At 70.3% G+C, this 12,454-nt stretch carries 10 protein-coding genes; 2 read left to right on the top strand and 8 right to left on the bottom strand.

Annotated features, from left to right (window positions below):
• Positions 1–79: 79 nt before the first annotated feature.
• Positions 80–898 carry an SDR family NAD(P)-dependent oxidoreductase gene (locus K8638_RS20730; protein ID WP_223756300.1) on the bottom strand — a complete coding sequence of 273 codons (819 nt, stop codon included), beginning with the start codon at positions 896–898 and terminating at the stop codon, positions 80–82.
• A 58-nt stretch (positions 899–956) separates the two neighbouring features.
• Complete coding sequence (locus K8638_RS20725; protein WP_223756299.1) at positions 957–1,853, bottom strand: alpha/beta fold hydrolase; 897 nt, start codon at positions 1,851–1,853, stop codon at positions 957–959.
• Positions 1,854–2,003: 150 nt separating this feature from the next.
• Between K8638_RS20725 and K8638_RS20720 the strand changes: the two genes are divergently transcribed.
• On the top strand, positions 2,004–3,911 hold the full coding sequence (locus K8638_RS20720) for a phosphatidylinositol-specific phospholipase C domain-containing protein (protein ID WP_223756298.1): 1,908 nt from the start codon (positions 2,004–2,006) through the stop codon (positions 3,909–3,911).
• Positions 3,912–3,950: 39 nt separating this feature from the next.
• On the opposite strand, the gene K8638_RS20715 is transcribed toward K8638_RS20720, so the two are convergent.
• Both K8638_RS20715 and dgt read right to left on the bottom strand, forming a co-directional pair.
• Positions 3,951–4,472 carry a YkgJ family cysteine cluster protein gene (locus tag K8638_RS20715; RefSeq protein WP_223756297.1) on the bottom strand — a complete coding sequence of 174 codons (522 nt, stop codon included), beginning with the start codon at positions 4,470–4,472 and terminating at the stop codon, positions 3,951–3,953.
• A gap of 2 nt (positions 4,473–4,474) precedes the next feature.
• On the bottom strand, positions 4,475–5,848 hold the full coding sequence (gene dgt, locus K8638_RS20710) for a dGTP triphosphohydrolase (RefSeq protein ID WP_223756296.1): 1,374 nt from the start codon (positions 5,846–5,848) through the stop codon (positions 4,475–4,477).
• A 298-nt stretch (positions 5,849–6,146) separates the two neighbouring features.
• Between dgt and K8638_RS20705 the strand changes: the two genes are divergently transcribed.
• The gene (locus K8638_RS20705) at positions 6,147–6,662 is read left to right on the top strand and encodes an OmpA family protein (protein WP_223756295.1); all 516 of its coding nucleotides are present in this window, start codon (positions 6,147–6,149) and stop codon (positions 6,660–6,662) included.
• A 4-nt stretch (positions 6,663–6,666) separates the two neighbouring features.
• Here the strand turns inward: K8638_RS20705 and K8638_RS20700 are convergent, their stop codons facing one another.
• From K8638_RS20700 to K8638_RS20685, 4 genes are all read right to left on the bottom strand, one after another.
• Entirely contained in the window at positions 6,667–8,313 is a 1,647-nt protein-coding gene (locus K8638_RS20700; protein WP_223756294.1) for a GMC family oxidoreductase, read from the bottom strand.
• A gap of 110 nt (positions 8,314–8,423) precedes the next feature.
• The gene (locus K8638_RS20695) at positions 8,424–9,320 is read right to left on the bottom strand and encodes a PilZ domain-containing protein (RefSeq protein WP_223756293.1); all 897 of its coding nucleotides are present in this window, start codon (positions 9,318–9,320) and stop codon (positions 8,424–8,426) included.
• Positions 9,321–9,456: 136 nt separating this feature from the next.
• Complete coding sequence (locus K8638_RS20690) at positions 9,457–9,858, bottom strand: response regulator (protein WP_223756292.1); 402 nt, start codon at positions 9,856–9,858, stop codon at positions 9,457–9,459.
• Positions 9,855–12,425 carry an ATP-binding protein gene (locus K8638_RS20685; RefSeq protein ID WP_223756291.1) on the bottom strand — a complete coding sequence of 857 codons (2,571 nt, stop codon included), beginning with the start codon at positions 12,423–12,425 and terminating at the stop codon, positions 9,855–9,857. Before K8638_RS20685 ends, K8638_RS20690 begins: the two co-directional genes overlap by 4 nt.
• Positions 12,426–12,454 lie beyond the last annotated feature (29 nt).

Raw genomic sequence — 12,454 nt, 5'->3', positions numbered from 1 at the left:
AATAGCGAATCCAGACCGGGTGCCCTGGCAGCTCCAGTCTGGTTTCGCGGGTGAAGGGCGACTGGCCCTGGCGGCCGGCTCAGCCTTCCACGGGCCGGGTGAGGCCCAGCGTGTCCGCGTAGCTGTGCAGCCCGCGGATGTGATTGCCACCGTCGACCGCGAGGGTGTCGCCGGTCATCCACGACGCGAGGTCACTGCAGAGGAACGACACCACCTTCGCCACGTCCTCCGGCTCGCCACACTGCTTGCCCAGCGGCGTGTGGGCGAGGAACTCCCGCGCCATGGCGCCCTGCATGAGTCCGGCCCCCTCGGCCAGCGGGGTGCGGATGGCTCCCGGAGCCACGACATTCACCCGGATGCCGTACCGCCCCAGCTCCGAGGCCGCGACCTTCGAGAAGTTCGCGAGGCCCCCCTTGGAGGCGCAGTAGTGGGCAAGCCCGTCCGTCACGGCCGTCTGGTTCAACGAGGAGATGTTGACAATGGAGCCCGGCTGCTTCGCGGCGACGAGCGCCTTCGCGAGCGCCTGGGTGAAGAGGAAGGGCCCCTTCAGGTTGATGTCCAGGACCTGGTCGAACTCCGCCTCCGGCAGCTCGAGCATCGGGCGGAGGGTCGCCGTCCCGGCGTTGTTCACCAGGATGCCCGGCAGGCCGAACTCACGCGTGGCGACCTCGATGGCCCGCGCGATGTCCTCCGCGCGAATCACGTCGCCCGCGAAGGCCACGGCACGCGTGCGCCCCTCCATCGACCGGTTGAGCTCCGCGGCGGCCGCCTCCACCTTCTCCGGGGTCCGCCCGAAGAGGAGGACGTTGGCCCCGTCCCGCATGAGGCGCGAGGCGATTCCCAGTCCGATGCCCTGCCCTGCTCCCGTCACGATGGCACTGCTCGAAATCAGCTTCATGTTGGCTCCTGTGTGCCCATGGCACGGGTGCGGAGCTAACCATCTTCGGGGAGCCCGGTTAACTTCTGCCGCTGCCCGGCTGGCGGCACGGCGGCAGCAGCGACTCCAGGATGTCCCCGGCATGCGTCCACAGCAGCGACCCACCGGCGTCTCGGAGCAGGTGCCTGCGCGCGGTGGGAATGCGGCGTGACAGCACGCCACCGTGGTCGGGCGAGTGGACGATGCTGGTGTCGAGCCCGCCGTACCAGAGGTCGACGGGGCCCCGGATGCTGGCGACGTCGAAGGGCCAGCGTCCCATGGCCAGAATCAGGTCGTGGGCATACCCCTGTGCCCCCTGGGAGAAGCCCTCGCGGAGCGCCTGCCGGAAGGCCGCCTCGAAGCGCGGGGAGGTGTAGACGGCGAGGTCTGCACTGGAGCTCGTCTCCGTAATCAGCTTCCACAGCAGGTCCGCGTTCGCCATGCCGGCGAATGACGCCTCGAATCCCACCGGGTCCCCCGCGACGGCTCGCAACATGCCCGCGACGTCGGGGTGCAACAGGCCCGCGAGGTCTGGGTGGTTGAGGTCGTCCTGCCCCGACACCACCGCCACCGCGCGCGGAAGTCCGGCCGCCGCACAGGCCAGCGCGAAAGGCGCGCCCATGGAGAACCCCACGACTCCGAAGCCGGGCAGCGCCAGGGCCGAGGCGAGGTGCCGGATGTCGGCCACCCAGTCATTCAGCGTTCGCGCCGGGGCGGGGCTGGAGGCGCCCAGCCCCGGACGGTCCACCGAGATGAGCCGAACTCCCAGCCGGGCGAGGACGTCCGCACCGAAGCCGAGGCTGCGTCCCATCGCGGCGCCGGAAAAGAACAGCACGGGTGTCCCGTCCTCCGGCCCCCACTGTGCCCACCCCAGCATCCGCCCATCGGGCAGCCGGGCCGCACCCAGACGCTCGGGCTCCCTGATTCCATGGTCCATGAAAGGCATCGTACCGGCCGGGACGACTCAGGCCGCCCGTCCTGACAGAAGAATCCACTTGTCACACGCGAGCGAGGAAATCATGTAAAGCGCGATGTCCCCGCGATGTGCCACTGGCGCCCGCGCGGCATCCAGCAAGGAGAGAACACCATGGAGACAGCACCTGGGGTGGCCTGGAGAGGAGTCCTGTTGCTCGGCATCACCTCCGTCCTCTGGCTCGGCTGTGAAACACGCGCTCCGAGCGAGCCGGCGGACCTGGGTGTCACCCGGCAACCCGCCTTCAGCACCGTCACCTGTGGCGCCTTTGGACAGCCCCCCTGCAATCCCAACTGGGCGGGGGTCTGGAACTGGTGCGACCGCGGCCTCGTCGTCATCGGCTCGACCTGCCAGAACGCCCCCGAGCCGCTGTCGCCCGAGTACCGCAGGTGGCGCCCGGACGTGACGTCCTTCTCCGAGTCCCAGACCGCACGGGCCTTGAGCCTCCAACGCAAGCTCGGAGGGAGCCAACCTTTCAACCACGTCGCCTGGCTGGGCGCCCACAACTCCTACAACACCGCGCAGGAGTCACAAGGCTCGGGACTGGCGGGATGGCAGCACTCGTTCTCGCTCACGGACATGCTCCGGATGGGCATCCGCTTCATCGACCTGGATGTCCATGCGGACGCGACCTCGCACATCCAGGTGTGCCACACGCTCTCCAAGATGGCCTGCCCCATCGGCTCGCGCCCGCTCGCCTATGCGCTCAGGGAGATTCGCGACTGGCTGGTGGCCAACCCCAGCGAGTTCGTCTTCATCTACGTCCAGCCGGAGTGGGTGGATTCGAGGACGCAGGAGGTGGCACTCATCTTCTACAACGAGCTGACGGAGGAGTTCCTCAGCCGTCTCGAGCTGAACCAGTTGCGAGGGGACACGAGCTCCCGGTTCCCCAGTGTGAACCGGCTCCGCGCCTATGGGCGGCAGGTCCTCATCTACGGGGCCCACATCCCGATGCCCGGCAGCGGCTGGCCCTCGGGTGAGGCCCTCTCCGTCGACCTGCACGGCAGCTGGCCCTGGTGGACGGACAACGGGCAGTCCAGCATCAAGAACTTCTGGACGTCCACCGAAGCCCGCCAGGCGTGTGAGTGGAAGGTGCTCGACCCCACGAGCGGCTGGGCCAACACCTACCAGCCCCTTCCACCGCACCCCACGGACGACCGCTTCTACTCATTCAGCGGCGACAGCAGCCAGGAGCCTGTCTTCTGGTCCGCGTCCCCCGAGCACGTCCGGCGAGCCCAGGAGTGCAACGTGAGCGTCGGCCTGGACCCGGTGGGCCAGTCGGGCTTCGGTCCCTCCAGGGACTTCCAGGAGCTGATGACGGCCTCCCTCTGGAGCTGGGACACGGGACAGCCCGACAACTGGCAGGAGGAGGACTGCGCCGAGCTGCGCTCCAATGGCCGATGGAACGATGTCCGGTGCGACAGCCAGAAGCGGTTCGCGTGCCGCAATCTGAATACCCCCCTGGACTGGCAGCTCAGCGCCACCGCTGGCACCTGGAGCCAGAACACCGATCGCTGCCCCTCCGGCTACGTCTTCTCGGTTCCCCGGGATGGCGCCCAGAACGCCGCGCTCACCCGGGCCCTGGCCGCCTCCGGGCAGACCAGCGTGTGGCTGGCGTACAACGACCGGCTGACGGAGGGCGAGTGGCGTGGCCTGGTGGAGTTCTGGAACTACACGCCCTCCTTCCGTGCCAATGCACTGAAGCTGGAGGAGCCCGGCGATGCGCACAACGGCGTGTGGAACGACAACCACCTCTTTGTTCCCGAGGCGGATGCCTACCACTGGAAGTGGAGCTGGTCCGGGCCGATTCAGGGCATGCGATGCACGCTGGTGAACGAGCCGGGAGACATGGCCCAGGGCTACTCCCCCTGGTACGACAACCATCTCTGCGTCCCCAGCAGCAGCCCGGTGCACTTCACCTGGTCCTACCAGGGACCGGTCGCGGGAAAGACGTGCGTGCGCTTCCTCGAGGGCGGCGACCCCACCTGGAACGACAACTACCTGTGCTACCGGGACTTCTAGCGTTTGACGTGTGAGCGAGGCACGCCAGCCCGGCGGGCCTCACCGGTGGGCCGCGAACCACTCGAACAGGGTGGACGTGGGCCCACCGAGGGAGGCCACCGTCTCCTCCAGCGAGTCCTGGTTCGCCCAGACGATGTCACCGTCTCCGTGCCGCGCCAGCAGGTCGGTGATGAAGTGGCACCAACGCCCGCCATCCCTCGCGGCGGCGAAGCCATAGGAGCGGCAGGCCAGCGGCCGGTGCGCATAGACACGGCACGCGCCCGCTTCGCGGTCCAGGAACGGGCAGGTGTACGGACGCGAGGCCCCGCTCCGCTCCAGCTCCGCCACCCGGGCACGGACCTCCGCCTGGACGTGCTCGGGCAGCCGCTGGAAGCCCTCCCAGAGGTAGCGCCACTCCAGCTCCGTGAGCGGCAGCGGGGCGGACAGGTGGCGGCAGCAGTGATCACACCCCCGGCGGCACGGCCACCAGTCATGCGACCCGGAGATGTCCGCCGCCCGGGTCTCGACTCGCTGGTACAGCGCCTCCAGCGCCTGGCGCTGCTCCGGGGAAATGGGTTCCATGGCTACGTCGGAAGCTTGATGCCGGACAGCCGCTGGAACAACTCCACCGCGAAGCCGTCCGTCATTCCGGAGATGTAGTCCGTCACGCACAGCAGGCGCTGGTACTTCGACAGCCGCTCAATCGCCGCGTCGCGCTCGGGCGGCTTCTTCTGGTCCACCTCGGCGAACTCCGGCCGCTGGAAGGACTCCATGGGGAGGAGCTGCCGCAGCTTCCGCTCCTCGCGGTTCGGCGAGTCCGTCACCACCGCCGACACGAACATGTCCAGCAGGCCGCCGAGCGTCTTGAAGCCCGCGCTCTCAATCTGCAACACCCGCTCGCTCTCGTAGCCCTTGCGCCGGGTGATGCTCTTGATGCGCTCCAGCTGCTCGCGCACGTCCGGGTGCGCCGACACCAGCGGCGTCTCCCAGCTTCCCTCCTCCATCTCCTCCGCGTGCTCCAGGAAGACCTTCACGCACGCCGGAATCAGCAGGCCGATGGCCCGGGCTCGCGCCTGCGCCATGCGCGTCTCCAGGTGCGCCGGAGGCGGCCGCGGCTCCCTGCCGGGAACCGGCTGTGGCGGCAGCACGCCCTCCAACAGCTTGCAGGCCTCCTCCATGGGAATCAGCCCCAGCTTCGCCGAGTCCTCCAGGTCGATGACCGCGTAGCAGATGTCGTCCGCCGCCTCGACGAGGAAGGCCAGCGGGTGCCGCGAGAAGACGCCGGGCTCGCGCTCCTTCAGCCCCAGCGCCTTGAAGGCCTCCACCGCCAGCTTCTGGTCGTCCTGGAAGTAACCGAACTTCTTCTCCGACACGCGTCCCTTCACCGGCGGCCGCCCGCCGGGCAGCACCGAGGGACGCGGGTACTTGCTCATCGCCCCCAGCGTCGCAGCCGTGTAGCGCAGCCCGCCCCACCGCTCGCGTGACTGGAGCCGGGTGAGGATGCGCAGGCCCTGGGCGTTGCCCTCGAAGCTCTGCAGGTCCTTCCACTCGGCGTCGGTCTTGAGGGGGCCCTCCGGCCCCGGGGACGCCAGCTTCTGCTCCACCCAGTGCTGGATGGCCGCCTCGCCCGAGTGCCCGAAGGGCGGATTGCCGATGTCGTGCGCCAGGCACGCCGCCGCGACGATGGTGCCCAGGTGCGAGGGCTCCAGCTCCACCTTCTGCTCACGCAGGAGGAATCTCCCGGCCATCTGTCCCAGGGAGCGCCCCACGCACGAGGCCTCGATGCTGTGGGTCAGCCGCGTGCGCGTGTAGTCGCTGGAGGACAGGGGGAATACCTGCGTCTTGTCGTGCAGGCAGCGGAACTCGCTGGAGAAGACGATGCGGTCGTAGTCCTGGTCATAGGGCGTCCGCTCATCCGGGAGGATGCGCTCGTCCGGCGGTGGCGCGGCCTTCACCACCGCGCCCTCCTTCGGAGCAGGTGTCCCCACCCGATGCGGCGACAGGAGCTGCCGCCATCTCTCCGTTCGACCGTTGCTGCCCACGCCTGCCTCACTGTGCGAAGAAGACCCGCCGCCCATGCTGCTCCGCCCTGCGGCCGAGGCAAGTTTTCCCGGGCGGCCACCGGACACTCCCCGCCCGGCGGGCTGGCGGCCGGGCCCCGTGTCCCCCGCTCCGGGGACTTCTCCGCGCTGGACGTGGCGCCCGCCCCTGGGCAGCCTTGCGCGCCGTTCCACCCGACCCACAGGAGTTCATCCCATGAAGCTCAAGGCGCTGTGCCTCACCGTGTCGCTGCTGGCCCTCCCGGGAGTGGCCTCCGCGCAGGGCATGCTGGATTCCATCAAGAAGACGGCGGGCGACGCCGGCAAGGGCGCCGTCGAGAAGCGCGTCAACACCAAGCTGATGGACGAGGGCCGGAAGAACCAGTGCAGCTTCAAGACGGGCACCGCCGAGCTGGAGCCCGGCTGCGACGCGAAGCTGAAGAAGCTGGCCAACGCCCTCATCGACGCCAAGAAGCAGCTCGATGGCGCCGGTGTGAAGAGCTACAAGTTCGAGGTCTCCGGCCACACGGACTCGTCCGGTGACGCGGCCAAGAACAAGAAGCTCAGCGAGGAGCGCGCGGAGACCATCGTCAAGGAGCTGGCGGCGCGCGGCATCCCCCGCGCGGAAATCACCGCCGTGGGCTTCGGCTCCGAGAAGCCCCTGGTGAAGCCGGACAACACGGCGGCCAAGAAGGCGAAGAACCGCCGCTACGAGCTGCAGGTCCGCCTGTAGTCCTTCAACGGGCGGCGGCCACGGGGCCCGCGGTCCTCGCCGCGGGCTCCACCACCGCGTCCGTGTCCCCGCGCGGCAGCTCCTTCGCCGCGGGGATGAAGGTCATGGCGCGCTCGGCCAGCGCCGTAATCGTCAGCGACGGGTTGACGCCCGGGTTGGCGGAGATGGCCGAGCCGTCCACCACGTACAGCCCGTCGTAGCCGAAGACGCGGTGGCGGTGGTCGATGACGCCCGTCCGCGCCGAGTCCCCCATGCAGCAGCCGCCCAGGATGTGCGCGGTGGTGGGGATGCCCAGCAGCGTCTCGCTCACCATCGTCATCGGGTAGCCGTCCAGCTTGCCGGCCACGCGCTTCGCCAGGTCGAAGGCCTCCGGCATGTTGGAGGTGGGCGCCGGCCCCTCCTGCAAACCCGTCAGCACGCCCTTGCGCAGCGCCGTCGTCAACCCACGCCCGCGCCGCATGCGCAGGTGTCCCTCCAGCGTGCGCATGTAGAGGAGAATCATCGTCCGCCGCGCGAAGTTGGGGACGAACCAGGCCTTGAGGAAGCGCATCGGGTGGCGCGCCAGCATTCCAAGCAGCCGCGCCAGCCGGGAGAGCAGCGTGGCCCCGGACACCTGCGGCGCCATCAGCAGCCGGAAGAAGCCCGAGCCGTCCGAGTAGCGCACCGGCTCCAGGTGCGAGCGCGCGTCGGTGTGGAGGATGGAGCCGATGGCGATGCCCCGGGACAGGTCCTGGTCCTTGCGCCCGCTCACGATGCCGATGAGCGCCTCCGAGTTGGTGCGCACCCCGTCCCCCAGCCGCTCCGACAGCCGGGGCAGCCCGTCCGGGTGCTCCTTCAGCTTCAGGAGCAGGTCCATGGTGCCCAGCACACCGCCGGCGAAGATGACGTTGCGCGCGGTGAAGCGCAGCTTCTCCCGGAAGAAGCGCCGCGCGCCCCGCAGCGCCTCCACCTCGTAGCCACCCTCCGGCAGCGGGCGCACCCACGTGACTTCCGTGTCCGCGTGCAGCGTGAGGCCGCGCTTCTCCGCCAGGTACAGGTAGTTCTTGTCGAGCGTGTTCTTGGCGCCGTGCCGGCAGCCGAGCATGCAGCCACCGCAAGCGTTGCAGCCGGTGCGCTCGGGCCCCTCGCCGTTGAAGTACGGGTCCTTCACGGTGACACCGGGCTCGCCGAAGTAGACGGCCACGGTGGTGGACTGGAAGTCGGTGCGGCCGAGGTCCTCCCCCACCTCCTTGAGCACCTTGTCCGGGAAGGTGTTCAGCGGGTTGACGGTGGCCCCGAGCATCCGCCGCGCGGTGGCGTAGTGCGGCGCCAGCTCCTCCTTCCAGGCGGCGAGGTGGCCCCAGGACGGGGACTGGAAGAAGTCATCCTTCGGGATGGGCAGCGTGTTGGCATAAACGAGCGAGCCGCCGCCCACGCCCACTCCCGACAGCACGGTGACGTGGCGGAAGAAGGTCATCTTGAACAGGCCCCGCCAGCCGAGCTGCGGCATCCACAGCCAGCGCCTCAGGTCCCAGTTCGTCCTGGGGAAGTCCGGCCCCCGCAGGCGCCGGCCCTTCTCCAGCATCACCACGCGGTAGCCCTTCTCCGTCAGCCGCAGCGCGCTGACGCTCCCGCCAAACCCCGAGCCGATGATGAGCCAGTCGCAGTCCATGACCTTCCGCCTTGCCTCCCATAACGGGCCACGCCCGCGTCCGTCACGGCGGACAGCCCCACGAGCGGCCCCACTCTAGACCAGGAGCCGGGGCCCCACCCACGGCGCGCTCAGCGCGGACCGGCGGCCGCCAGCAGCCGCGTCACCGCCTGGAGCACCGTGGCCGCGGTGGCCGGGTGCTTCACGTACGCCGCGGGGTTGAGGTTCGTCAGCCGGCCCACCAGCGAGTCCGGGCCACTCACGTTCACCATGACGATGCGCACGCCGGGACGGCCCACGGCCCGGAGCACGTCGAGCGCGGTGCCCGTGTCGACGACGATGATGGACGCGGCCTTGTCCGCCTCCGAGGTGATGCGCAGCGCCTGCTGGGTGAACAGCTCCGTGACGAGCTCCATCAGCCGCGCGTCCAGCAGCCGCACCATGATGAGGGGCCGCGTGTCCACCTCCTGGGCCCGCGCGGCCTGGGGCGCGGGCGCCTTGCCCAGCTCGCGCACGTCCTTCTTCAGCAGCTCGATGACGTCCGACTTCAGCACGCTCCGCACGCGATTGAGCAGCGAGGCATCCGCCGCGAGCAACTCCTTCAGCCGGCGCTCCGCCTCGGCCGGAAGCTGCGTGAAGGCCACGCCCATCTCGTCCTCGCGGGCCCACGCCACCTGCCCCTGCGCGAAAAGCGGCTGGGGCGCGTCCGGCAGCTTGATGCGCAGCTCCAGGGTGCTGCCCGGCGGCAGCACGCGGGACGTCTTGATGGCCAGGCCGCCCGCCCCGATGTTCTTGCTGTACGCGCGCACCACGTCCTCATGCGTCGCGAACGACAGCTCCAGCACCGCGTCGGCCCGCGCGGGACGGGCGGGCAGCGGGCTGCCTTCCGGCGGCAGCGCGCCCAGCTCCAGCAGCACGTCCCGGAGCAGCTCCAGGCGCTGCTCCTCCTCGGGGCTCAGCGGCCGTGATTTCTGCTGCTCCCGGAGGGAGTTGTACTCCTCCAGGACACTTCCGTGAGGTCTTGCCATCCAGAGTCCCCCGATGCCCGTGCACGGACTCTAGCGTCCCCGGGCATCGTCATGGAGACGGTCCGGGAGGACCCGAGGTGAACGGGTCACCCTCGCCCCTCCGGCAGGCAGGCGGCCGGGCCCGCTCGCGACGCAGTCACCGCACTCCGTGTGAAGCCGGCGCCTCATGTTCCTGCGCGGCGGACGCGAAGCGCCCGACGGTGGCCAGCAGCGCGTCCACGTCGAACGGCTTGCCCAGCCAGGCGTTCGCTTCCACCTCGCGCGCCCGCAGCCGGGCGTCCTCGGCCGCGGTGACCACCACGACGGGGACGCGGTAGCCATACCGCGCGCGGAGCTCACGGGCGAACGTCCAGCCGTCCATCACCGGCATCCGCATGTCGAGCAGGATGAGCTGGGGCAGCTCGCGCTCGAGCACCCTCAGCGCCCCCAGGCCATTGGACGCCTGCGACACCCGGTAGCCCGCCATCTCCAGGGCGAGCGTGACGACCTCCACGAGGTCCGGGTCATCATCCACCACGAGGACATGCGCGCCATTCATGCGGATGCACCTTCCTGTTCGTGAGGTACGGCACGGGCCTCGCTTCCGGCTCGCACCGCGCGTAGCGGAAGGCGGAGGTGGACGGTGGTCCCCTCGCCTTCCCGGCTCTCCAGCGTGAGCTGGCCCCCGTGCTGCTGGACGATTTCCCGCGCGATGTAGAGCCCCACGCCCAGTCCTCCCCGGTCATGCTCCGTCCCCGCATGGGGCCGGTAGAAGCGGTGGAAGAGGCGGGCCTGCTTGTCCGCGGGAATGCCGATGCCACGGTCCCGGATGGACACCTCCGCCAGGCCCTCCCGGGCGGAGAGCTCCACCTCCACGGGCGTCAGCGAGGGTGAGTAGCGCACGGCGTTGTCGAGCAGTGCCACCAGCACCTGCTCCAGGCGGGCCGCGTCTCCCCACACCGGCAGCGCCCCCTCCCCGCGCACGTGGATGGGGTGTCCCGGCCGCGTCTCGGACATGCGCCGCGCCGTCGCCTCCACCAGGGGCCGCAGGTCCATCGGCTCCTCCACCAGCCGCATGCTCCGCAGGTGCAGCTGGGACACGTCGAGCAGCGTGCGCACCACCTGGTCGATGCGGTTGGCGCCCCGGTCGATGCCCTCCAGCAACCGGGACAGGGTGGCGTCGTGGCCGGCCCCCGTCTTGAGCGCGAGCTGGGCGAAGGACTTCATCACCGTCACCGGGGTCTTCAGCTCATGGGCGGCCATCCGCACGAATTCATCCTTGAGCCGGTCGAACTCCACCGCCTCGGTGACGTCATGGATGACCACCACCGCCGCGGACACCCGGCCCTCCTCATCCGGAATGGGGGCCGCGTTCATGCGCAGCACCCGCTCCCCTCCGGGCTCGAGCGCCCGGAGGTCGCGGCCCAGGACCACCTCGCCCCGCAGGGCCCGGAAGAGCGGCAGTGCTTCGCGCCGCAGTGGCGCACCGTCCATGTCACGGAAGGAACCGGCGTACGGCGCCTCCGCGTTCAGCACCCCCGGGTCCCCCCCGCACATCCGCAGGCCCGCCTGATTGACGAAGGAGAGCCGGCCCTCCTGGTCGGCCACGAAGACGCCCTCCAGCATGTTGTCCATGATGGCCCGCAGCTCGGCGGAGCGGCGCCGGAGCTGGGACAGCAGGTCGCGCTGCCGCTCCAGCATCCGCTGGCGCTCCTCCTCCGCCTGGCGCCGTCCGGTGATGTCCGAGAAGAAGGCATAGACGCGGTACGCGCCCTCGGTGGGCACCGCGGAGAGGCTCGCCTCCACGGGGAACACCTCTCCATTCCGGCGCATCGCCAGCGCCTCCAGGCGGCAGGCCGGCAGCATTGCGCCCCCCGACGCGATGAGGCGCGCGAACTGGTGGCTGCGCAGGGCCCGGTCCTCTGGCCTGCAGACGACCTCCACCGCTGGAAGGCCGAGCACGTCCTTCCGGGGCCAGCCGAAGATGCGCTCCGCGCTGGTGTTCCACGCCACCAGCCGCCCTCCAGCGTCCGCCGCGGCCACGCCGTCCATGGAAGTCTCCAGCACTTCGCGCAGCATCCGCCCGCTGCGCTCCAAGACTTCCCGCTCCCGCTCCTGTTCCAGGAGCGCGCGAGACAATGCGCGGACCCGCAGGGTGCGCACGCCGGCCACCATGGCGGCGAGGAGGGCCACCCAGACGGTGAGGCCCACCGTCTGCAGCGTGGTGTGCAGCCGGCGGGTGTCGGCGAAGAGCCGGTTCGTGTCCGTGGAGACATGGACGGTCCACCCGGCGTCCCGCACGGCGGCGATTTGTGTGTGCCGGTCGCCGGCCAGCCCATGCGCCTCCTCGTAGGCGCGCAGGTCCTCGAGCGTCAGGTCCGACAGGACGCCGCCGGGGCCCACGCGGCCGCGCTCCCTGGCCCAGGCGACGAGCGGCTCCTCCCATGGGTGGGCGAAGAGCCGGCCGGCGCGCGTGACGACGAAGAAGCTCTCGTGCGGGGTGGTGTTCGCCCGGGCCACCAGGGCGCGAAGCTGAGGGAGGATGACGTCCACGGTGACCACGCCCCGGAGCGTCCCGTCCGCGGCCACGAAGGGCATGGTGAAGGTGGAGTAGACGAAGTCCACGTCGAAGTAGGGCTCCGTGAGGAAGGGGTCCGCCCCCGCCTGGAGGCCCTGCCGGTACCAGGGCTGGCGGTGGTAGTCGTAGGCCGGGGTGGACCACTCGTAGGTGAGGACGATGCGCTGCCCCTCGTCGAGCTCGCGGTGGGCATACGCCCCCACCCAGCGGCTGCGGGGCTCCAGCGCGTAGGGGGCGAACCACACGCCGATGCCGTAGACGTACTCCGGTGACGTGGACGCCAGCGTGCCCTGGGCGAGGGACTCCACGTCGGAGCGCCTCCGCAGCGGGGCGGACAGGGCGGCCACGGTGCGCGCCACCTGCTCCGCCGCCTCCAGGCGGGTCTGGAGCTGGCTGGCCAGGTTCTCGGCGCGGGTCGCCTGCTGCAGCAGGGCCTCGCGCTCCAGGCTGGCCCCCACCAGCCTGTCGAAGGCCATCAGCCCCGCGGTGATGGCGAGCCCCAGCCCCAACGTCAGTGCAATCAGCAGCCGGCGAGGCGAGCGCGACATGGCCCCCCTCCACGCGGCGGGCGCGGGGG

Origin of the sequence: Myxococcus sp. RHSTA-1-4, from assembly GCF_020037125.1 — a bacterium.
Lineage (GTDB): Bacteria > Myxococcota > Myxococcia > Myxococcales > Myxococcaceae > Myxococcus.
The sequence above is the reverse complement of the archived record's forward strand: the minus strand, read 5'-3'. Positions and strand labels throughout refer to the sequence as shown.

Coding starts and splice junctions, on each gene's coding strand:
- K8638_RS20730 (WP_223756300.1), bottom strand. CDS start 898: ATGAAGCTGATTTCGAGCAGTGCCATCGTGACGGGAGCAGGGCAGGGC.
- K8638_RS20725 (WP_223756299.1), bottom strand. CDS start 1,853: ATGGACCATGGAATCAGGGAGCCCGAGCGTCTGGGTGCGGCCCGGCTG.
- K8638_RS20720 (WP_223756298.1), top strand. CDS start 2,004: ATGGAGACAGCACCTGGGGTGGCCTGGAGAGGAGTCCTGTTGCTCGGC.
- K8638_RS20715 (WP_223756297.1), bottom strand. CDS start 4,472: ATGGAACCCATTTCCCCGGAGCAGCGCCAGGCGCTGGAGGCGCTGTAC.
- K8638_RS20705 (WP_223756295.1), top strand. CDS start 6,147: ATGAAGCTCAAGGCGCTGTGCCTCACCGTGTCGCTGCTGGCCCTCCCG.
- K8638_RS20700 (WP_223756294.1), bottom strand. CDS start 8,313: ATGGACTGCGACTGGCTCATCATCGGCTCGGGGTTTGGCGGGAGCGTC.
- K8638_RS20695 (WP_223756293.1), bottom strand. CDS start 9,320: ATGGCAAGACCTCACGGAAGTGTCCTGGAGGAGTACAACTCCCTCCGG.
- K8638_RS20690 (WP_223756292.1), bottom strand. CDS start 9,858: ATGAATGGCGCGCATGTCCTCGTGGTGGATGATGACCCGGACCTCGTG.
- K8638_RS20685 (WP_223756291.1), bottom strand. CDS start 12,425: ATGTCGCGCTCGCCTCGCCGGCTGCTGATTGCACTGACGTTGGGGCTG.